Source organism: Bradyrhizobium sp. IC4059, from assembly GCF_020193615.1.
Taxonomy (GTDB): Bacteria; Pseudomonadota; Alphaproteobacteria; order Rhizobiales; family Xanthobacteraceae; genus Bradyrhizobium; species Bradyrhizobium yuanmingense.
On sequence record NZ_JADYVH010000008.1, the window covers coordinates 144,591 to 167,490 of the forward strand.

A 22,900-nucleotide genomic window follows, 5' to 3' on the forward strand; every position below is an offset into this window, starting at 1 on the left:
ACAGGACAGTTTCACTGTGGCGACACTCCGATGAAGGACTTGGCAGTCCGCGGCAGTTTCGGTGACTTCTGAGAGTAGCGGCGATCCTACACCATCCCGTAGGACCATAGGTGCGTTGGGATTAGGATCGGTGCCTGCCCGCCACTCTGATAGGCCATTAACAAAGAGCCTTGCTGCACGCTCGGAATTGGCGACGAACTTTGAAGCCAATCATGGAAGAACGTTGCCCAAACGGACTGGCACTAAGGCTCGCAGTCAAAACAGTTGAGGTGGCGGGTTGAACCGGCCGCGAGATCGGCCCTGCGCCAAAAGAGATTGCGAGGTTATCGTCGCGTTCGGCTGCCTAAAGCCTGCTGCCTGTTAGCGCAGCGCCTGCCCCATGTTCGTCGAAAACAAGTCAGCTGCCCAAGTTGCTGAGGCAAAATCGGCGGAAGATCGAACAGCGGGCACTATTGTGCCTGCGCTTCCGCTTGTCCTGGCGAAGGTCCCAACGTATTCGCGATGTCGGTTCTGGGCCTCTCACGCGTCCGAATCTGGGAAGGATACCTTCCTCCTCCAAATTGGCCGGCGTGACCGGGACGATCATGTCGCTTTGTCGAGAGCCTGCGCGAGTTGCTTCGCTTGCAGCGGACTGCCGACAATCACATGGGCCGAAAGGCGTCCGCACGCGCGTAGACCGCCATGCCGTTGCCTATGACCTCGAGCACCACCTCATCGCTGGCCAGCAGAGTCTTGCCAGCGCTTTAGCGCACTCCGCGTCATATCAGCGTTGCCGGCGGAGCCTGCCGCCACCCCAAACATCCCTCCGAAGCTTCGCTGGATGCCGAGTCCAATCACTCGTCTCATCGGCATCTGAGCTGCGGCGAGACGACAAGTGCGAGTTAGAGGCTCTTGCTACAACGTGTTGAGTCGCAGAGGTGGCCAGCTCCAACTCGAACTCCCGGCTCATTGCCTGTATCGCCGGACCCGCAATTCGTGCTCCCGCTGCCTCTGTGCCGATACCAGTACCATACAAAACGCTGTAGAACACCGCAGCGGAACGTTGGCACCGGCAGATCTCATACCGGTTACTAACGCCATTGGGCGGCCAACGAAAAGTTCAAGCGACGGATCAAGATCAAGACCGTTTGCCATCAGCGGCCGCCACGGCAATATTGTCCTGGCCTGCTCACCTCCTGCCAGATCAACATGCGGCAAGGTCGATGGCTGGAGAACCCTTACCACAATGCCCAGATAGGCGATTGACCTCGCTGCACGAGCAGGTCGCTTCACGTTGATGGAAATCGCGCCACAATTGTAAGGCGGCGCTGCCACCGCGGTGAAGCGCACGGCTTCAGCGACCATGGCTTCGTCCACCGGCAAGCCGCTGCCATAGCGCGAACCACCTTGCCTCGGCGAATCGCATCAGGCAGCGGCACCTCGATTGCCTGATCGATAAGGCGGGGACGGCTGGCGCGGCCTCGGTCGCCTCGGGACGGTTGCTGGAGAGAATGAAGATGATGTCGGCGTCTTCCGCCGTCTCGTTGAGCCGCCTGTTTAGCAACACTAGATCGCTTGAGAGGCGGATTGAGAGTCTGGCGCAACGGGACTTGCATGCAACGACGACGCTCCAAGTCCACACCGGGCGCTGTTGCGGGACACCGCATAGGCGCGCCTGATGCGCTTGCCTGCCCAGCTATCTGGTTTGAGCGGCTTCCGTTGAAGTACATCGCCGAAGCCACTAGAGATCGGTTGTCCCGATCCGCGGCAAGAAGGGAAGAGCCCGCCCGAAGACGGGGCCTTTGAGCGTGCCTTCAAACGGGCGCGGAGTTAAATGATGCGGCGTCGGGTTGCTTTGTGTACAGCATTTGTCCGGTTCGCCGCCCCTAGCTTTCTGACGACGTTCTTCATGTGAAAGTTGACGGTATTCTCGCTGACATCCACAAGTCGCCCGATTACCCAGGCTGACTTTCCTTCTGCGACCCAGTATAGGCACTCTGTTTCTCGCTCGGTGAGCGGAATGTCTGTCTCGCAATCTTCATCAAGGGGCGGTGTAATCTGCGCGACAGCGTTGTGAAACGCCGACGCCAATGTCGTGAGATGAGCCATGCGATTGTGTGGATCGGCATCATCGAAGGGAGATGCAAACGATACGAAAGCCAATCGGCCTTGCGATCCAAACAATGGCACGCTTATGCCATGCTTAAGACCTGCTTCTCTGGCCTCGTGCAAGACGCGCAGCTCACGGGGCTGCAGTTTATATTTATTGGTTAGGTCATCCCAAAGAAAGGGCCTTGGCAGCATTGCTGTCCGCCGAACTACCGGGTCGATCGCTCGATACTCTTGCTCAGCATAGCGTTGGCACCAATCAGACGGGAAGTTTATCGTTGGCGGGGGCGGAAGATAGTCCAACAGACGACGCTCATTCGAGCAGGTGAGTGCTCCGTACGCGACTTTATTAAAGCCTTCATTGCTCGCGAAACTCACAAGAAGCTCGAACAGCGCTTTGATTGATCTTGTCTGTGTAGCGCATTCGACGAAGCTGAATAGGTCTGGCCCGCGGCTTTCCCGTCCGCTTGAAGAGAGTGGCATTTTGCCGTGCGATTGGTCATCCATTTCTATTTCCCATTTTACTTGTACAGATGTTGGCTCTGCTTGTTGCAGCTGGACGCCCGCGCGAAGGAAAGCGCCGGGCGCGAAATGTTTGCCCGGGTCCCAGAGCGTACCGATTAGATAGGTGGAGCAAACCGGCACGCGCCCCCTGCAGGTTGAGCCAACGCGGAGCTGACTTGGTTCGTTGCCGACCGGGTCGGGTTGCTATCCGAGCTGCCGAATCGTCACGTGCGTAGCCAGACTCTCGAAAGAATGGCTGGCAAATGATGCAACGGTTGCGGCGGACAAGGTCAGCACTTCTCGTAAGAACATACCAACGTCTCAAGCGGCGACGTAAAGAAGTGCGCTCGGCACGGAACTCTTCGCGCAGCTCGACACGCCTGAGGTCACGGACCGGTGCAGCCCCTCTCCGGCGCTTGCGCATGTTGGGCCGCCACTCGCGGACATTGACAACCAGCTGCTTGATAAGGACGACACCGTGCATGCGATCCTCAGGACTTCCAAGAACCAGCATGGTGGGCACAGCAATTCTCGTACCACTTTCCGATTTGGCAAAATGGCCCCTTAAGAAGAGAGGCACTCAGAGAAAGACGGTCTCATCTGAGTTGTTTCGAGCGAATGCGACATACGTCGAACATGCGACAACGTCGTCAGGCGCGACATCGAATTGATATAGATCAAGAGCATGATTGCGGTTGCCTCACCTGCATTGACGCGGAACGAGGTGGGCGCTGCCCGTGCGGTCCTAACGCGCAAGCCAAATCGAGTAAGGGCCTTTCCATCCTTGAAATCGAGCAGCGCAGCAGCAGTTTAGTCTTGCGGGTTCTTTGAGCAGCCGAGGACCGGCGCTTTCAGCGTTTCGCTGTGGCGCGCCTTTGCGAACCGCCCCCTTCGGCGTCGTGAGGACTAGCCCCCTCCTTGCAACGCCGAGGAGCGAGCAAATGAAAGAGGAAAGAATCACGGAAGGCTCGTCGTGGATTGATCCGGGGCGCGCTGTTGATAAAGACTCCTGCTAACGTGGCGGAGATGCTGCTCCTCTCGGCCTAGGCGTGGGGGTCTGAAGCGGATTACACGCCAGCTCGGATGCAGCTTTCACACGATGAAGGACTAGTAGCGGCCGGTGGGGTGAAGCCGTTCAAGTCGTGTCCGCCCTAGCTCTCGCGCACCACGGTCTTCAGGTAATGGTAGGCCTTGATGATCTCGACCAGGCGATCCTCCGTAGATCGGTCGCCGCTATTGGCATCGGGATGGAGCTGCTTGACCATCGCCTTGTACTTCGCCTTGATATCGCCGAGCGTCGCATTGGCATTCAGGCCCATCACCTGCAACGCTTTCCGCTCGGCATTTAAAATCTTGCGCGCCTCAGGCTTGGCCTCCGCGCGGGGGCGGGCACCGGCGCGTCCGTTCAGCTCGAGGTGCGTGCAGAAGGCATGCCAGTCGTCCTCGAAATCGGCCGCGCTGCCGACCATTTTGCGGGCGCTGATGTTCTCGCCCATCTTCCAGGTCGGACGATGGCCGGTCAGCGCGTCGTTCTGGTAGCGCGCGACCGCTTCCGCGTCCATCCCCGAGAAGAAATTGTAGGACTCATTGTATTCGCGAACATGGTCGATGCAGAAGTGCCAATATTCGCGCGCATTGTCGCGGCCCTTGGGCGCGGGATGGGTAGCCTTGTTTTGGCAACCAGGCCATTCACATAGCGCCGCGGTCTGGTGCTCCCGCGCTTCCTTCTTGTTGATGCGAATGGAGTCGAAGATTTTGGAGGTGTCGATCAGCATGACTGGCTCCGTTAGCGGAGCGGCAGTTAACAGCGCCGCTTGTATGCTAGAGAATTCGTTTGGACAGCAAGTTGGATCTGTCTTAGCCTTTGCGTCTAGTTAGTGGCATGATGTATCAGGCACTTCCTAGCAATCGACATGCCAGGACCCGCGAGCTTGGTTCAGGCAAGCATCCTTCTGCGATTCAGATCGACTCAATTGCAATTTGCTGTCGGGTTCTGCACATAGAGGTCTTGAACGGGACCGGGTGAATACGAAGAAAGCGGGAGCTGCGCAGGAATCTGGGTGATAACGCTCAGAGAGCCGGCGTATCCAGGCGGATGGCGAACCTGCGAGAACTTCTTCAAGGAGCCGATGCGGCCCGAAGGAGACGATCAACATCCTACCCTTCGGTCAGCCGTCTGCGGTTGATCATGCACTGCTACAAATTCTCCGCAACATAGCGCGCGATCTGTTCGTCCGGGCCGTCCAGACGGAATTGCCGCGTTCCGCAGACGCCGGCGAGCTGAAGCCGCCGCGGATGGTCGCGCCGGCCGTGCGGAACGGCCATGGCCCGGCGCGCAACATCGCAACGGATATCGGCGAGATCGAGATTGCCAGGCCCAAGGTGAGGACCGGCGCGCGAGCGGCTCGCCAGTTGGATCGGCTTCACCTCGGTGATTTTGCCAGTCCGAGCGCGGCGAACTAGGAGCCTCGATCGCCTGCTGCCCGCCCCTTAGCTGCGCGCTATGTCGACCGGCGATCCAGGAGGCGCTCTCGGCCCTGCTGGAAAGGATACAACGAACCTTTCACCTTCGATGATTTTGAGCCTGAATGACCAATCGCAGCGCGAATACGAGCGCTGGCAGCAAAAAGCCGTCAACGTGCTCAAAGACATCCCGAGCCGGTTCAGAGCGGCAAGAAGGCCATACAGGATCTCAATGGCGCCAAGCCGAGCGGTTGGAGCATGCACTCGATACCTTGGTCGAGAATCGCGCTAAATATGGCATGACGTTATTGCCGGACAAGGATTGCGAATCTTGAGCCTATTGGCTGTCTATGACTTTCCTGCCGAGCACCAGAGCCAGCTGAGAACTACAATCCGATTGAGAGCATCCGCCGCGGTGCGGCAACCGAGCGTGCGAGCCAAGAAAGCGTTATCGCCACAAACCGTAAAATTGATGGTGCAAGCTGATCGAGGTGGCCTCGAAACGTGCGGGTTGACTGAAGAGACCCAATCAGTTGCCGAGATGGTCGCGGCGTCAGAGTGCCGACGCCATTGTGCTCGTCCCGAACGGGCAAAGCCATGCCGCCTGCTCAGTCCCATCACGAGTCGCGGTCCAAAGCGGCGAAATGACTGATTTGAGATCGCAATCCGTAAGTCTCTAAGCGCGTCAGCTTTTCGACAGCTGATCCCAATAGAACGAGAGAGAGCGCCACTATCGTCTCCGCATTGCGAATCGACTCAAACCCCGGGGAGTTGACATGGACCCATTTAACAGCATCAACCCATTCGACCGTGACCACGCCGCGGTGTCACAACCGCAACAGCAGCAAGCGGAGTTTGAGCCGTACTTGGATGAAGTGCCGCAGCTTGATCCCCCTGCCGTTGCAGAGATCCCCGCTTCTTCAGATCCCTACTATTTTCCTCTGACTGAGGAAGAGCGTAGCCTCATCGAGGCCTTGGAACTTGGGCACCAGGGGGCTCACGGTCCTCATCCCGAAGACGCCGTCACCAGACACCTCGGGGACACCGCTGCCCAGCACAGCGCGCCGCGGGAAGCTTGGACTTGGCCGGTAGAGCTGCCTGTGGAAGGTCACGATCAGGACCCGCTGCGAGGGATGATGGGCGAACCCACCCTAACATCGTCTCTCCCAACCGCGCGCGATCACCAGGGACCGGACCGCGGAAAAGCCGTTCAGCTCAACTGGAGCGACGGCTACCAACCGGCTCGGAACGAGCTGACCGGGAGCGCTCCCTCTTCAAGTCACGAGGTCCTCTTGGGTGAGGACTACACCGGGGAGTTGAGGCCTGCGAAGAGGCAAAGAACACTAAGCCATACGGAAGGGGATGCCATCGGACGCGAGGTGAGCGAGCCCGGCAGTTCAGTCGTTCGCGAGCTGATGGAAGACGCCGGCGCACCGTTTCAGGCCAGCGATCAGCTCGTCCTTCCCGAAGGCTACGATCAGGACCTGCTGTGGGCGATGGTGGGAAACGCTGGCGCATCGTCGTCCGTCGAGCCAACCGAGGGTCATCACCAAGGGCTGGATTCAGAACCGGCCGTTATTCCCTTCAATTTCCGGCAGGGCGACCAGCACGCGTCCGCTGCGCTTGACCGTAGCAACGTCGCGCCGAGCCAGGACAGCCGACCCAACAGTTTTATCGTTCACAATGACCGCTACACGGCGCTGTTCGTGCCCGCGGCAACGATGAGGCGAAGCACCCCTCTTCCGCAAGGCGCTGCCATTCCTCTGGGATTTCGACTGGAAAACGCTCCGCAGCCCAGCGCGCAACCAGCGAACCGAGCCTCATCATCGCGGCTTGGACGGTCGATGGAGCAAGCCGCTCCGGCGTCCTCCTCCAGGGCTGAGGGGACGTCCCCCGCGCCCCGCGAGATTTATGCTGCATCATTCGCCGTTCCCAAGAATTTTTCGCACGGCGACCAACCAGCTCCGGACACGATGCTCTCGATGCTTCGCCGCTGGGGCCAGTTGCCGAACGATGCGCAGCCGGCAAGAAACTACGATATTCTCGGCGAGCGTTACACCGCCCTCTTGGGGCCGGGAGGCCCAAATGACGTGCGGCTCATCCATCACCCAAGCAATGGAGATGCCGAGAGACAATCCCCACGCTAAGAATTAGGAACCCGACCACATAGCTCCGGTATTGGACTTATCAATGTAGCATAGCTTGCGCCAGCGAGCTTGGCGCGGTTCCGGGGGGTCCGGGTGAGCGCTACCCCGCCCGATTAACTTGCGCGCATCATCGCTGTGCGGCTCCTCGTTGAGCCGCACAGCGATCTTCTTTGATCTTCCGAACGCCAAAGCTGCGAAGAACACCTACGGTGTTTATCGCCGTTGCGTTTTACAGCATTGCCATTGATTGGGGCCTCGGCCCCGAGACAGGGAAGCATCCTCGGAGTAAAGAGGCTGGTTCCTGCCCGCATCGAACACGCGTCGGCTGAGCTTAGCTGGCTGCAGATGGGTGTGGTCGTCCATCAGTCCCAGATGCACATCCTGGCCGTGGCGTTCCGCAGAAAGCTCGTCTGGCCGACGAGGCGCTGCCCAGCACCTCGTCGATCCGCCTCGAGCCTTTCAGTACATATCTCAGGGGTCAGCAATGGTCCGGAATACCGTGCGCGATCTTCATCGCTTAGCCCAGCCGACGTGTTCCGCAGCTCACACAGTGCTACCCCGAAGCTACTGCCAACGCCCTTGTCGTGGTTATACTCCTGAGATGTGCATTCAACGTCCCCGCGGAAAGCCGGTCAGCAATGCCCTTCCCATTTTTCGGCGTAGACAGTCGCTGAAACCTTAAGAGCAGTGCATAGACCGTGAATTATCTGTCGCTACTCCGGTTTTGGACGCTTTGATGAGAACCGCGTCCTCCGGGATAAGGTTTCGGTTCAGCGCGGACTGCCGTCGGCACTGCTCTGCCCGTCGAAGACGACGACCTGAGATGACCTCTCCTCAAGGAGCTTCAGCGCAGGATGAAGCTGAGCAAGCCGCAGCGACCTCTGTCCGGCTGATCAAATCGGCCAGATGAGTGTGGAGGACCCTCAAAATAGCGAACGAGCCGCAAAGACGATCGCCACGGCAACATGGTTGCCGAGCACCAAAGCTGTATCTGTCCGCGACCAGCTTTCGCTGCTGAATGTCAACACCAGGAACTCCGACCCCGAGGCTGCTGCCCCATCTAAGCCATATCGCGACCATTATGTGTGAACGACCGCACATCTCGCGCGTACTTTGATGCCGGCAAATCATAGGGCAAGGCTCGCCGGCGCGAACGTTGAGGCGTTTCGCACTTCCTGCCGGCTTCAACTGACGATCGCCGCGACAATGTTCTACCTGAGCTGATCGTGCAAGCCTGCCGGGCCGAAAGTAGCACCAGGCGGGCACACCGCGGCTCCCGCAAGCATCGGGCCGACGCGACTCGCGCGAGGCGATCAAGTTCACGAGGCGTCTGCATGCCCCTAGCGGCGGATCGACGAACGCCACATTGAAAGATGCCTGGACCAATTGTGCGCAGGCTGTGCCGTGCGTTTGTCGCGTGTTTCAGTGTCCGGGCTGAGGAATAGAGCGCGGGGGGAGTACTTTCTGGCACGAGTGTCGTCTCTCTTTGGAGACCTGGCGCGATCACGGCTTGGCCGAGAAGCCCTCAGAGGAACGGGCCGAGCGAGTAAGGCAGCTCTGGTTATGGCTCGATTACCTCGTGGCCATGAGCGCTTGAGATGGGCCCTTCCATTTAGGGAAAAGATCTACTCTGGCTTCAGGTCCGCTCTGGGGTCTCGATGCGGAGAACATTGCAATTCGTTCATGCGCCGCCTTCAGCTGGCCTGGCGAGTTTGCCGATGAGCTTGAGACAATCGGCCTACGACGGGCTGCGGCTTCGGACAAAGCGCATAAGCCTCTCCTTGCTCACCTGCAGGATCAGCCGTTTTGCGGAGCCCCCTCTCCGTTACCGCTAAGCACCAAACCGGGATGCTGCACCCTAGACTCCAGCCTCGCCGCGCGTCGCGCCGATCGCGTCAAATCCCTTACGGCCAAACGCTTAGTGCAGATCTGGCGTCCTCACAGGACGGCCTCGCAGCGGAAGCGGCACGGGCGATGACCAGGAGTCTACGAGCGCACCACCAGCTCTAGGTCGCTCACAGGTGACCGATACGGTGCATACGCCCGCGAAATTATCCTGCACCTGACTTGCCATCGAACTTTCATCGAGCGGCAGTCACATGTGGCGACTTTCAGCGAGACCGCGCTTTAGACCACCCCAAGACTAGAGCTTTGTCGCGTGATTACAATGGGGGGCTGGTTACGCCGACGTGGTTGTGCGGCGAAATCAGCGTTCGACTGCCGATCGCCCACGGGGTAGCCCTTCGCTAACGATGTGCCCATGTCTCCACTTCTGTCCTGGGCATCCGCAAGGGACAGGAACCAGTGGCCATTGAGCGGTCAGCGCGAAAGCGGCTCTTGAAGGACCCGATGAAGCCGTTGCCGGCGGCTTGCCGGACCGTGAGAAAGGAAGCGTATCGCCGCGCTGATAGGCTTACGGGTCACGATCGCGCGACATGAACTCGCCGCCTTGATCAACGCGGATCTTTGCTCGCAATCCCACTGACTTGCAGCCCCCTTCCAGCACCGCCAAGATGGCGGTACCGCGAAAGGCGATCCGCCAGCCGCTGTCGCAACGAATGCGAAAAAAACCCAATTTGGGACGGAGGCGCGATTAGACGACCCTACCGGTTTGTGCAGGAGATTTCGGGGCTCAGGTCAGTTAGCTTGCTGGGTGTTAGGGAGACTTCTTCAATGTTGATTGTCGAAACTGTTTTAAAGCCAGACCAGTTTGGCGGTATTGGACTTTTCTCCGCCGCCCTTTTGCTCAAAGATTCGCTGATTTGGATTCACAACCCAATCGTTGACATCGCAGTGACGCCTGAGCAGTACGAAGCTCTAGCTCCAACATTTCGAGCTCTACTTGATAAGCATGCCTATCCAAGAGACTACAAGGCTAATGATGGTGTTATAGAGTACAATGCTGACAATGCCCGCTTCATGAACCACAGCAGTCAGCCAAACACATATCAAGACGATCATTGCCGAATTTTAACCGCGCGTGACGTACAACCTGGTGAAGAACTGACTTGCAATTACTTGTTTTTCGATCCGACGTGTGACTTATCGTGGAATAAAGAACCATCGGTGAATGTTGATGCCCCGACGGGCTAGGCGGCAGTGGACTGAATTCGCGGTCTGACGACTTGATTCGTCGGCTAATTTACGGGAAGAGTTTCGGCAGCTATTTGTGGCCATCGACCGACCCAGCTTTTTGCGGCAGCCTCCTGGAGCTTGAAGATTATTGCGAGCGCAGCCTTGTTCGATATCCCTGGCGCGCTAAGTGCGGTGGGCCAAGGCCCGGAGCGTGCTTTCGATGACGTATAGCCGCAACGTGGAGTTCACAAGATCTATAGAGCCTACCCTAGGCAAGATCTCCGCAGATACCCCTGCTTTCGCACTTAGTTCAGAATCTGACGACGCTCGATCAATTCCCAATCGCTGCTGAGATGGCGCAGGAACTGAGCCTGAAAGTATCTTAGCATGCGCTCATTGGGCTGCTTAACGTCAGAGTGGCAATGTGCTGTTCACAAACGCACTTGATGTCGACCGCTTGCGAGATCGAGCGCACCAGCAACGGCCGGGACGCCGACGAGCGGCGCGCCCTGCGCCAGGGAAAGGAGCAAGCCGCTTCTCGAGGATATGCACGCCTGATTGTTGCGAGAGCGCGAAACCCTCTCGCGCTCCTCCGAGGTCCTGAAGCTTATGAATTACATGCTCAGGCGGTGGGACGACTTCGCCCGCTTCCTCGACGATGGCAAGATCTGCTTGACGGATGCGCTGAGCGCGCATTGAGAGGCATTGCCTTGGGGAAGGCGCAACTAGACCTTCGCTGGTAGCCAGCGTGGCGCCGACCATGCCGCCATCATGCTGACGATGATCACGACCTATCGCCTCAACGACTTTGATCCCAAGGCCTGGCCGCCGAGGTCCTGGTCTGGATCGCCGATCTTCCCGCGTCGCGCCTGCACGAACTGCTGCCCTGGGAATGGAAGCTCCTGCGCCAGGCCGATAAGCCCGCCGGGTCAGCAGGCCGCTGACCTTCACCCGACCGATCGTAGAGCTCGCTGTGCCCGCGCGCATGCGTCAATCAGGCGGTCTTCGCCGTATGCGTACTCAGCTCCTCACGTGAGACACTATGATGCTCTGCGAGCACACCGATTGCGGATCTTCGATCGGCGAGAACAGCATTTCACTCGGTCGTGCGCCCTATTCAGTTGAAGCTGACACCAGCGCCTAGTCGGTCCCGCAGTGCCTGCCGACTGATGACAAGATTGTTGAGGTTCAAGTCCGGCCGTCTTGCTGCCAATCGCTTAACCAGTTCCCTGGTGCCGTCCAGGACAAAGACGCCGCAGTCATAACTGTTCTGCTGCTGTCTTATCGGGGCCTGTTGCAGGTTAGCGTCGAGCCGTCCTGCGAGTTCCGCTGCGGGCCTGTCATTGTATCCCTGGGTAGAGTCATAGTGATAGGCGACCGGCCGGCCACGATCGCGGCGATCAACCAGCAACAGCGACCAGTGACTGCCGCGCTGATGTCTATCCGTATTGCTGGCATCGCTTACCGGCAGGAACAGGAAGTCGGCTGTATCGTGGCGAACCCACCCTAATGCTCGTTCGGCGACCTCCTTGGAGGGAGATCGCAACATTTGGGCTATCAGGGGATCCACGAACCGCGTCCGGGCGGCGAGATCCGGATTGTTCTGCTGGAGCTCCTCCGCCAGGAGCTCATAGTCCCGCTGGATATGTTGGTCACCCAGCCACTGCGTCGGGCCCAGCACGGGTCCGCTACGGTGGCCGGAAGAGGCAACAGTAGCCGAGGGGTCGATCTGAGCACCCGGGATAGAGGTCGGGCGAGGATGATGGATGAATTGCGCACCGCGGCGTCCTCGCGGCCCCAATGTGATCGAGTTGGTCTCACCGTTGATGGAGACCTGGGTTGGGCCGCTGAACGGGGTCGGCAGGACCCCGATGTTATCCAGGACATCGAGTAAGAAATCCGGTACCGGCTGGGAGCCATCCTGGCAATCCTCATCGACTCGGGATCCGATGTCCTCAAGCTCCTCAAGTACGCCCGACCGCCCGACGAAGAAGGCGGGTTTACCGGCAGGGCTGAGCACCGGCGCTGACTGAGCATCGTCTTGCATCTGCTGCGGTGTGTACGGCAGATCAACGAAAGAGTTGAGACCCCGGTAGATGTCTGACGAGTGAGCTGGCGCGTCCGACGGTCCGGCGAAGACCGGCGGTCTAGCGGCAGCCCCACTCACCGGCGTCGACTGAGCATCGTCTCGCATCTGCTGCGGCGTGTACGGCAGATCAACAAAAGACTGAAGACCGCGGAAAATGTCTGGCGACTGAGCTGGCGCGTCCGATGGTCCGTTGAAGAGCGGCGGTCTGGCGGCAGCCGCGCCCACCGGCGCTGACTGAGCATCGTCTCGCATCTGCTGCGGTGTGTACGGCAGATCAACGAAAGAGTTGAGACCGCGGTAGATGTCTGACGACTGAGCTGGCGCGTCCGGCGGTCCGGTGAAGAGCGGCGGTTTGGCGGCAGCCCCACTCACCGGCGCCGACTGAGCATCGTCCCGCATCTGCTGCGGCGTGTACGGCAGATCAACGAAAGAGTTGAGACCGCGGTAGATGTCTGACGACTCAGCTGGCGCGTCCGGCGGTCCGGTGAAGAGCGGCGGTTTGGCGGCAGCCCCACTCACCGGCGCCGACTGAGCATCGTCCCGCACCTCCTGCGGTGTGTACGGCAGATCAACGAAGGAGTCGAGGCCTCGGTAGATCGCGGATGACCCATCTGTTACCGCTTCCGGCGTCGGCCACTCAAAATCGTACGGCAGGTGCGGCGACCACGTTGAGTTCGACTCGCCACGCCGCGGCTCCCCACCCGCCTGTTCAGGGCAGACGCCCAGCGCAGCGTTCGCCTCGACGAGCAATAGGTAGTTCCTAAGCCGATCGAAGCCCATGTCCGCATTTCGACTGGATTTTTTAAAGTCGGTGTGATCGTCGTTCAACGACTTTTGCTGCTCACTGGTGCCGGTGAGTCGGCTCACTATGCTCCCCCGCCCCTCCCTTTGGAGCCAAGCACCCAATCTTCGTTGGTTGCGGGCCAGATTTTGAACAACTTTTTTCCGGCTCTTCTCCTCGGGTTTGAGCATGCTCAGCTCTGCCTTTTCCAGGCCATCAATGATGCGGGCGTCATCGGGATAAAGATGCAATGTGGGCGACGGGACAGCATGACCGCGGGGCTTCCGAGATGCACGCGGGCCGGAAACGTTCTCGGCATCGCGAACCTTGCCTAATGCGAACAATAGAAGCTCGTCGTTCGGGAACAACTTCTGAGCGAATTCAATGCGCGCAGCGTGGTCTAAGCCGGATATCGAGTAGCCCGCAAGATTAAGCGCGTTAGAAAATCTGCGAAGACTACGATCATGACGAGCAGCACTGCCCGACGTCATGCCACTGGCATTAAGCCGCTCTGAGAGGGGCGCGTCTTCCGCTGAAGGGATCGTGCGCGGCCGCCCGCCAGAAGTTACATAGCTCGGATCATGATACGCACGAAGGACACCCAACCCTTTCTTCATGTCTTCGTCGTTCGGGAAGTAAGTCTTGACGTAACGGACCAGGGACTCGTGGTCCCCCAGATCAATCGTTTTGCGATGAGCGCCAAGATCATTTCCAAGTCGGCGAAGCGCCTGAGTATAGCGCTTAACCGTCGTCCGTTGTGGGTTTTTCTGAGCCGCATACTGGGCAATCGCCTTGTCGATAATGTCCCGATGGTCTGCAGAGAGATGGGGATGGTGGTTGCGGCTGCTGCGGGCGCCACTGGAGACAGGACCCGGATCGGGCGGGCGCGCCTCGGCCAAGTGCTGCTCAAAGCCCTCTTGCCCGGCATGCCCCCCCTGGTCCTCTTCCAAGACGGCGTGCTGCACGTGGGACCAAGCTGTTGGATTGGATGGATCGAAATTGTACGGGTCCACGCTAGCCTCACGTCCAAGAAATCAATTGAGCTGACCTTATTATGGATAGGCTTTCCAGAAGCTGACGAGGCCGTCGCTCGTGAAGCAATGCATCGCCACATCTGCAAAACGAAACTGCCCCGCGGCTCTCAATCGTCGCGGGGCTTCATGGGTTTAAGGACCCGCCGTCCTCGCCGCCGATGAACCCTTCCGGCGGCATGTGAGCCGACGACTCGTCATTGCTCTGGTTGCAAAACGGCATACCGCGCCGCAGGTGCACGCATGGGTGCCAAGCCGCAGTTGATCCAGATCGGTCTCGCAACTCCACGACGAGCCTTCCGCGATTCGTTCCTCGTTCATTCGCTCTCTCATCGGCTATCCAAGGAGACGGTAATCCTCGTGTCGCCGAGGGGCGCATTGCCTCGTAAAAATGTTACCGGACAACTTCCCAGTCGTGCCTGGGGCGGAGCTGCCGAATCAGTTCGGTGGCGGCTACGGCAGGGACGATCAGCATGCGCGAAAAGCGCGAGATCACATCAGCCCTGGCCGTGCGTCATCGGGCGGGCGGTCGGCGTGAGAAGGGACGACTCCTGGACGAGCTTTGCGCCGTCACGGGATGACATCGTAAGCACGCGATCCGCCCACTGTCAGTGGACGGGGCATCGGGATCCGCCGTGCCGCGGCGCCCGAGCCGGACCTATGGGGTTTCCATTCGCGCTGCACTGATTGTGGTATGGGACGCCTCTGACCGGCTCTGCAGTAAGCGGCTCGTCGCGAGCCGTTCTTGCTCCCGGCACTTGAACGGCACGGCAGATTGAAGCTTTTTGCCCATGAGCGGTCGGCCGGTTTTGAAGGTAAGCGCGGTGACGAGCGATCGCCTGCTGAGCGACGTAAAGATCGCAGCAGCCGGAGGACGCCGAGGGCGGGATCAACAAATGATTCAGCGTAGATGTCTTAGCGACTCTGGCAGAGTGCGCTGGCGCAAGTCAGCATCGTCGCGCAACTCCGACCGCGTTAGCGCATTCAGGTCAACCAAAGACTCAAGAGCAGCGTAGGTGTCTGAGCGAGCTCTGGCAGGATGCGCCGGCCAAAATGAGCATCGTCGCGCATTTTAGACGGCGCGGGCGTATTCAGATCAACAAAAGGCTCAAGCGCCGCAGGTGCGTGACAGGAGCCCGGCAGTTGATGGCGATGCTGGTTCTTGCATCTGCTGGCCAAGTAGCCCAAGCTCCCGCGCTCGGGGTAGCCAGGCGTCGGGGGAAGCTCCCGCGCCGAGCCGGACTGCCGAGCGGACTGCACGGCCGGCGAACCCGGCTGCTCACGAGCTTGCAGCCCAGCTCTCGGTTGGCGGCGATGAGCTTTGAGTAGCTTGCAAAGATGCGGCAAATCGGGACCGTATACTCTGCCTGCAGTGCGTGGGAACGAAGCCCCCTTATACAGCTCGAAGATTTCTTCGAGCTTCGGACGAGTGATGGGCAGGTCGGTTAGAGCGCACCAAGGCGACCTTGCCGGCGGGCAACAAAGCAGGACAGCGATTTCGTGTGTCCGCGTAAGCTCGCTCTCTTCAGAAGTGTCGGCGCTGGTAGCTGGACCTGCGACCCCGCGTCAGATGGGAAAACTCTGCTGAAACATACCACACGCGTCCCCCCTAGCGAATTACCCAAGCGCACCAGCCCCCGTCGGCAATACTCAACGCGAGATCATGATTCTAGACCGGCAGCTTTGCGTTCGGCTCCCTCCAATTGATGGATGATCCGTATCCTAGATCCCCTTCAGAACGTGTTCGCAATCCTTGGCTCGCGTACTCAAAGCCGTTGCCAATCGCTCGATGACAGCGTTCTCCAATCCCTCCTTTTGCGCTCGCGTGCGAATGTCCGCCACCAGGTCAGGGATCTGCCCGGCCATGGAGTTCAGCGTAGCGATGAGTACGTCCGCATCAACACGCGTCTCGCGTGCAAATTTTTGCCACTGACGCAAGCCAATTTGATCGAGCTTGTATTCACCCCCGACTTTCATGGCGAGTTTGATCTTGCGCTGATCGACGTGGTCGTAAGGAAGAATGCTGGCGATGTCGTAAAGGGGGGCGAGACGCACGAGAGCGCCGCTGGCCAGAAGCAATGAATAGTTCTTGGCGTGAGCATCAGAGCCCCCAATGAGCCAGTTGAAGATCAAAGCGCTGACGAACGTCTCAAGGTCAGCCTCGCGGTCTGTCGAGTAGGTCCGCAAGAGCTCGACCACATCGGCAGGCGTTGGTCCGCCCTCGTTCTGGTATTTCTTGGTCGGCGGGATGCCCATGGCCTGACAGATATCTTCCTGATGAACGCGGATAATGTCGTTCCCGCTGACCTGCCGATCGTAGCGTTCAACCACGATCGCTATTTCCTGTTCGAAGCGCATCACCTTGGTTTCAGCGGCTGGCAGCCCGAGTTCGCGTGCGAGCTGCAGGCAGATATGCTCATTCTCGGCGTGACCATCGAAATGGCCCGTCGGTGGTTTCAAAATGTGGGTGGTTGGTATGCGCCCGGACGGAATGCCCCATTTGTTGTCTTTGAGGACAAGCGCAGTTTTCGGCTGGGCGCCTGCAAGACTGAATTGACCCGTGTCGCGGGGCAGACGCCAGGCAGCGTGATCCTCGCGCAAGACTCGAAGCCGATTTGCTATTTCCGGCTTATCCAGCCATTCGATCTTGTCATCTTCGCCTGTTTTCAGAGTCCCCAATCGATCAGGCGTGACGAACTGGATGGCCCCGGCGCAATCCTCACCGACGTTAGAGATGAGGGCAAACACGTTGCGCGCCGATACCTGAAATTTCTTGGCCCAGCGCTCGAGCACCTGCTCGTTGTCAGGAAGCAGCCCCCACAAGAACGACCGAACAGTGGCTGGACCGTGCTCCTCGGCGGCAAGCGGCATCGAAAGCGACAGGGGATAGGCCCCCTCCGCGTTGCGCCATGCATTGTCATAGACGAAGGTCAGCCGGCCGCGCGCCTCACTGCGGACGCGACCGACTTCGGTACCATCCAAGAGTGCAATGAGCTCGGCCATTATGCCTTGCCTTTCTTGGCTTTGGTGACGATGGCGTTGATATCAACTGCGGAGCTAGACCCGCGGCTGGTGGGCCCTCCAGTGTTGGCCTCGACCGGGATGCCGAGAACGTCGAGAGCACGGAGGACAAGAGCCAGCTCTGCGCGGGGATGACCATGCTCGACCTCAATCACCCATTGACGGCTGACGCCGATGCGCTTGGCCAGTGTCGCCTGGTCTAGCTTGAGGCGTTTGCGTCTGTCGCGAAGGACGGCGCCGAGGTCGGCAGGTGTACGGATAAGCATGGCCATCCCCAATGTCAGCGCTCGCTTACAATAGCATATGTTGTCGTTCGCTGACAATCGCAAATGTCGCCTTTCGCCGACATCCCCGAATGTCAGCGATCGTTGACATCATTGACCTGGAGGTATTAACATTCTCAAAGACATAAAGCAGACAACCTGGCACGCCCCAGCAATCCCCGCTCCGGTGCGCAAGTTCCTCGCCTGTTCGGTGTCTCTTTGACACCGAGTGGCGGCTCCTCGCGGGCCATGAGCCGCGCGCGCTCATGTGCGTGCGGATCAATCGGCATGAGCATTTCCTTCTCGCCGCTCGATACCTTGCGGGGCTTCTTCACCGCTTTTGCGGGTCTGAGAAGACGATGACGTTGCGAGCCATGCTGCCCCCTCGCCGTTCGATGCGTGGCTGCACCCAAGCAAAAGGCGCGCCTCGGATCCCAAATTGCTCGTGGGATGCAAGGCGCGGCTGCCCTTCGGCATACGGCACGCTTCCAAACGCATGGATTTCGACCATTGCGGACGGCCCTTAATCTGACCCCGGCTATTTTGTAGGATCTGGGTCATCGACGAGCAGCGTTACTCGCATCGCAAGTTTTGTCCGCTGATCCTCATGAGTGGACGAACCGTATCTCGCCCTCAATGGCGGCTTACTAATTGCTTTCACAGTCTCGCTTGTGTTGCCGTCCGGCAGTTCGTGATTGCTGCACGTGGTTGCGGTCTATGTCGGTTGGAATGGACTTGAAGTCATCGGGCTCGGCCTCCCTCGAGCCTTTCGCACACAAGCCGGACTCGCAACCCATGGTCGGGGGGGACGAGCGTCGCGCAGCATCTACGGACATCATGGTATGAAAGGCGTGAGCAGGGCCGTTGACCTCGCACGGTCGGTACGGTCGCCGCGATTGAGACCGGGCCTCGCGCTTCAAACCCATGCATCCTCAATCAAGATGCTTGCAGCCGCAGCGAACTATCTATGTGAAACCCGTGCGAAAATTCCGCCCCGCTGTAAGTGGGATGACGCCCAGTCAACGACTTCGTCCAGAGTCCATTGGAGACCCAAGCTATTTGGAGCTAAAATGACTAGGTCCAGATCGATGATTGCCGCCGCGGCTCAGGCCGCGACGGAATTTTTGGCCCGAAAACCATGCAGGAATTCCGCCGTCCGTTGGGCATTGGACGAGGTCGTGAAGATCGCGCGTCCGTTCTTCAGCACCTTGATTCAAGAGGCGATATAGGAGGCGTGATCCTCCCTCACCTCCGGTGTTAGGCCGAGATCGGCGGACAGGAAGGCCGCGCCAAGCTCCGCGACCAACTCTTCCATGGCATAGCCTTCAACGCCGAAGCGCTAGTGGCCGAACTCGCGGTTCAGGCGGCTCTCGTGGCGGCATGTAGTGTCCAACGCCACTCATTGCACGCGCTGCGGCAGAAATGGAAGTACGTGGCCCTCACCTTTTCAGGTGGTGTACCCGACCTTCGCCGGAGTACCTGCGAAGCTTGTCAAGATAGTAGTGGGATTGGTCGGGGCAAGATGTAAAACAGTGCGGGCGCGGCTCGGTGCTAACCGACCCGGGGGCTGAAACCAGGCCAACTAGTCCCTACCACATCCGCACTGCCGTTGAGACTAGCGGAAAAGTGACTCGGCGCCGATCGATCTGGAGCGATAGCGCTGTCCCTGTCACATCCCGTTAACCTCAGGCACTCTGTATCTGTGATAGCTTACCGCAACCTGACAGGGTGCGCAGTCGGTCAATAATGTGTGGGCTATCAACACCCGCTCAATCCGCCACGGAAATTCCTGCAACCACTCAGACATGCTCTCTGTGCTGTCGGTCGTCACGACTTCAGGATTACCCGGACGGTTCAGGCTGCTGATCAGTGAGACATTGTCGGTTGCGGACCACACCATCTTAGATACTCCGCCCCGTTAGAGTGCAGGTCTCCTGTGTCGTCAAATTGCGAATTCGGTGCTTTGCGCCCCGCCCATCCCTCTGCCGTGCATATTGTACTGCCATGTTCGTCGCACTCCGCCTATCGGTCGATTGTCGGAGTGCATTTGTGGAATTCCGAGCCTTCAACCAGGGAATCCTGCGGATGACGAAAAGCGGGCCAGATGATGATTGCACACTTAAATTGTGGGCTCTGGGATGCGAGAGAAATACAGCATCGCACGACTGAGCAATATAGGCCGGTCAGCAATAGATGGAACGCAGCGCGGATGCGACTTGGCGCCATCGAGGCGACTTGATGAGAAAGGCGCTTTCCCTATCCGCATCCGCACTGCCAATGAAGTTAGCCAGGAGATCGAGAGGCTAACGCACCGGCTTTGCCGTGAGGGCTGTTCACACGGAATGCCTCGTGGGTATTAACGAGAAATCGGCCCTGAGTGGCCTACCCGGACTGATAGGCGAGACTGAGGGCGTAGCTGATCGCTCGGATTCATCCGCAGGAAGATACCATCGTCCGCCGAGAATGAGCAAAGACGGGCTTGCGGACGCCGCTGCCGATAACGTCGTCCCAAGCGTCATCATTGCAGTAGATCTTAGTCCTCGACCTCACTCATCGACGAGCCGCCGAGATGCATAAGTATATTCTAAAGCGATCTGGCGTGCCTGTTCAATTAGGTTGGCGGCGGCGCTATGCCCCCCGTCGGTATTCTCATAGTAGAGGTACGGTTGGCCCAACGCAGCGAGCCTCGCCGCTGCCTTGCGGCCATGCGCTGGATGCACGCGGTCGTCCTTGGTGGACGTGAGAATGAAGGGAGCCGGGTAGGTCTTGCCTGGCACCAACCTCTGATAGGGCGAGTAGGCGTCGAGCCACTTGCGCTGTTCGGGAATGCTGGGATCGCCATACTCGCTGATCCAGGAGGCTCCGGCGCCCAGCTTGGTGAACCGAACCATGTCGAACAGCGGAACCTGTAAGATGGCCGCATTGAAGAGGTCGGGTCGTTGAGTGATTGCGGTACCTACCAGGAGGCCTCCTTGGCTACCGCCGACCACGCCCAGCCGAGGGGGAGAAGTGATTTTGCGCCGGATCAAGTCCTCCGCGACGGCGATAAAATCATCCCATGTCCGCTGCTTCGTTGCTCCTTGGGCAGTCTGGTGCCATTGGGGCCCGAACTCACCGCCGCCGCGCAGGTTCGCGACAACATACGCGTTGCCCTGCTCGAGCCAGAGTCGTCCGGTGAGACCCGCGTAAGAGGGGATGAGCGGAATCTGAAACCCACCATAGCCATAGAGAAGCGTTGGAGTTGATCCGTCAAACCTTGCGCTCTTGGGTCGTACCAGAAAGTAAGGAATGCGGGTGCCATCGCGCGAGATTGCCTCGAACTGTTCGACGACAAGTCTCGAGGCGTCGAACCTAGGAGGTGTCGTCTTCAGGGCCTCAAGGCGTTCGGTTGCGGCATCGAAATACCAGAGCATCGTCGGGCTAAGAAAGCTGGAGACGGTGAACATCGCCTCGTCCGTTTCATGCGATGCGGCAGCCAGGCCGACATTCGCATTCTCGGGAAGCGGGATCGGCGTGGCCTGCCAGGCGCCCTGATTGTACTTGTAGACGAACGCCCTACTCTGAACATTGTCCAGAATCGTTAAGATTAACAAGTTTCTTGTAGCGGTGAATCCGCTGAGCGCTTGTCGAGGCCCAGGCTTGAAAACGAGCGTGGGTCTGGCGCGAAGCGGATCCTGCTTCCATTCGGCCAGGTCATACGAGATGATCGAGCCCGCTGAGAAGGGGGTGTCTCCGGACGATGGCATCCAATCTTCGTTTAGCCTCACCAGCAGGCGACCACTCGCGATGCCCCCAATGGTCGCCTTCTTTGGCAGATTGAGCTTAATCGGCTTGGACCCAAAGAGAACGTACTCATGCTCGAACGAACTGATGCTGCGGACGGCGCCGGTAGCATGGATCCTGCCTTCACTGTCGCGCAGCACGAATGGTGTGGCCTCGACATCGGTCGGCTCGCCACGGAAGACCTCGTGCGCTGCCGCGAGCGACTGACCGCGCTTGAGCTCCTTCACAACGAAAGGGTAACCGGCTTGCGTCATGGTCCCTTCGCCCCAATCTCGTGCAATCAGGACCGTGTCGCTATTTACCCAAGTGACCTGCTGTTTTCCCTCGGGAAGTGCGAAGCCGTTCGTGACGAAGGTTTTGGCGACTGCGTCGAACTCCCGGACGAACACAGCGTCCTTGCCGCCCTCGGACAGGTTGAGCAAGCATAGGCGCTCCTCGGGCGGGAGGCAGCTCACCCCTTTAAGAACCCAGTTCTTCTTGTCCGCGTCAGCGAGAGCATCCACGTCGAGGATGGTCTCCCATCGAGGGCTCTGGGTGCGATAGCTTTCAAGCGTCGTACGCCGCAAGACGCCGCGCACCTGGTTCTCGTCCTGCCAGAAATTTTCGGGACCGCGCCGTCCCAATGAGACGTACGGAATCCGGTCCTTGGCCTGAAGAACGTGGAGCGCTTGCCCGTAGAAGCGCTGGTAACGTGGATCAGATTGGAGCGCACTGAGTGTCTTGTCGTTCTCGGTGTGAGCCCAGGCCAATGCGCGCGGCCCTTCGATCTCCTCAAGCCAAAGAAAAGGATCCTCAGCCCCGCTCGCAGGCGCTGGCGCCGGGGAAAGTCCCGCGGCCATCAAACAGCTCATGGATAGCGACGCTGCGAGAAAAAGCGAATTTTTCATGGGAATTGTCCTGAAGTTGGCCAGCCGGACTTGGACGTCTTGCTAGGTGAGTGGAAGCATTCGGAAGATGCATGCTCGGCTCCAAAGCGCAGGCACACGGGAATTTCGTCCGCTGGCTTTTTTGATGGAGCAAGCAGCGTGCCGCTTGAAAAGGGAGGTTCTCCAGGCGTTTCCAACCCATTTAAGTGTGGACCTTTGGACGTCCGTCTCAAAGCCGACAGTCGGTTCTTAGTAAGGGCGACGACATGTTGCGCAGCGGCCACCTTGCTCATCGTCGCAGTACGTAAATCTTCGACGATCGCTTGCGTCTTCCGTTCGGCCATTCCCAGCTCTGCTGGGCATGAATTGCCTTGAGCATGTGGACCTCGCAAACCTTGCGCGAAGGGATAAGCGCCGGTCAACTATCCCTAAGCGTTCGAGGACGCCGCGAAGGCGACGAAAGCCGCAAGACAACGGGCGCGTTAAAGTGGTCCGGACACGAGCTCGCTTTCTCGCGCACTCACGCTCCCAAAAACTAAACACGAACTAAACTTGCAACGACCGGCCGCTGGCCATCACGGCAGCTCGCGCTGGAAAAGAACACTGCACTTTGAATGACGCTGTTCAGTCAGAGCGGAACAGGTCCGCGCACATTGCAATCAAAAAAGATGAAAGTCGCACATGCGCGCGCCTTCCACCCTCGCCGCGGAATGCAGTGCTACCGACGCTCAATTGTCCGCCTTCAAACCAACGTAAGAGAGTTGACGCGGCACACTCTTAGGAAACTCC

General features: G+C 58.9%; 10 protein-coding genes and 2 pseudogenes. 3 read left to right on the forward strand and 9 right to left on the reverse strand.

The window, feature by feature from the left end; genetic code table 11:
- Positions 1–1,809: 1,809 nt before the first annotated feature.
- The 3 genes from I6F12_RS24810 to I6F12_RS24820 all read right to left on the reverse strand — a co-directional run bounded on the left by I6F12_RS24810 (position 1,810) and on the right by I6F12_RS24820 (position 5,019).
- Positions 1,810–2,595, reverse strand: coding sequence for a LuxR family transcriptional regulator (locus tag I6F12_RS24810; protein WP_225157456.1), 786 nt, complete (start codon positions 2,593–2,595; stop codon positions 1,810–1,812).
- 1,148 nt (positions 2,596–3,743) lie between these two features.
- A complete protein-coding gene (locus I6F12_RS24815) occupies positions 3,744–4,367 on the reverse strand; it encodes a DnaJ domain-containing protein (protein WP_036043200.1) in 624 nt (207 codons plus the stop codon).
- 421 nt (positions 4,368–4,788) lie between these two features.
- Complete coding sequence (locus I6F12_RS24820; RefSeq protein WP_157784138.1) at positions 4,789–5,019, reverse strand: hypothetical protein; 231 nt, start codon at positions 5,017–5,019, stop codon at positions 4,789–4,791.
- A gap of 812 nt (positions 5,020–5,831) precedes the next feature.
- On the opposite strand from I6F12_RS24820, the gene I6F12_RS24825 reads away from it, so the two are divergent.
- The 3 genes and pseudogenes from I6F12_RS24825 to I6F12_RS24835 all read left to right on the forward strand — a co-directional run.
- A complete protein-coding gene (locus tag I6F12_RS24825) occupies positions 5,832–7,202 on the forward strand; it encodes a hypothetical protein (protein ID WP_225157457.1) in 1,371 nt (456 codons plus the stop codon).
- A 2,673-nt stretch (positions 7,203–9,875) separates the two neighbouring features.
- Positions 9,876–10,295, forward strand: a complete 420-nt coding sequence (locus tag I6F12_RS24830) for an SET domain-containing protein (protein ID WP_225157458.1) — start codon at positions 9,876–9,878, stop codon at positions 10,293–10,295.
- Positions 10,296–10,738: 443 nt separating this feature from the next.
- Positions 10,739–11,221: pseudogene (locus I6F12_RS24835) on the forward strand (transposase); the annotation flags it as partial.
- 173 nt (positions 11,222–11,394) lie between these two features.
- Here I6F12_RS24835 and I6F12_RS37520 read toward each other — a convergent pair.
- The 6 genes and pseudogenes from I6F12_RS37520 to I6F12_RS24865 all read right to left on the reverse strand — a co-directional run bounded on the left by I6F12_RS37520 (position 11,395) and on the right by I6F12_RS24865 (position 22,455).
- Complete coding sequence (locus tag I6F12_RS37520) at positions 11,395–14,160, reverse strand: Ulp1 family isopeptidase (protein WP_225157459.1); 2,766 nt, start codon at positions 14,158–14,160, stop codon at positions 11,395–11,397.
- Positions 14,161–15,900: 1,740 nt separating this feature from the next.
- Positions 15,901–17,181: a type II toxin-antitoxin system HipA family toxin gene (locus I6F12_RS24845; RefSeq protein ID WP_225157460.1), complete on the reverse strand. Its 1,281-nt coding sequence runs from the start codon at positions 17,179–17,181 to the stop codon at positions 15,901–15,903.
- Positions 17,181–17,471: a helix-turn-helix domain-containing protein gene (locus I6F12_RS24850; protein WP_225157461.1), complete on the reverse strand. Its 291-nt coding sequence runs from the start codon at positions 17,469–17,471 to the stop codon at positions 17,181–17,183. The genes I6F12_RS24845 and I6F12_RS24850 overlap by 1 nt, the downstream gene beginning before the upstream one ends.
- 1,096 nt (positions 17,472–18,567) lie before the next feature.
- A pseudogene (locus tag I6F12_RS24855) lies at positions 18,568–18,840 on the reverse strand (zincin-like metallopeptidase domain-containing protein); the annotation flags it as partial.
- Positions 18,841–20,008: 1,168 nt separating this feature from the next.
- On the reverse strand, positions 20,009–22,132 hold the full coding sequence (locus I6F12_RS24860; protein WP_225157462.1) for a prolyl oligopeptidase family serine peptidase: 2,124 nt from the start codon (positions 22,130–22,132) through the stop codon (positions 20,009–20,011).
- Positions 22,129–22,455, reverse strand: coding sequence for a hypothetical protein (locus tag I6F12_RS24865; protein WP_225157463.1), 327 nt, complete (start codon positions 22,453–22,455; stop codon positions 22,129–22,131). Before I6F12_RS24865 ends, I6F12_RS24860 begins: the two co-directional genes overlap by 4 nt.
- Positions 22,456–22,900: the final 445 nt, after the last annotated feature.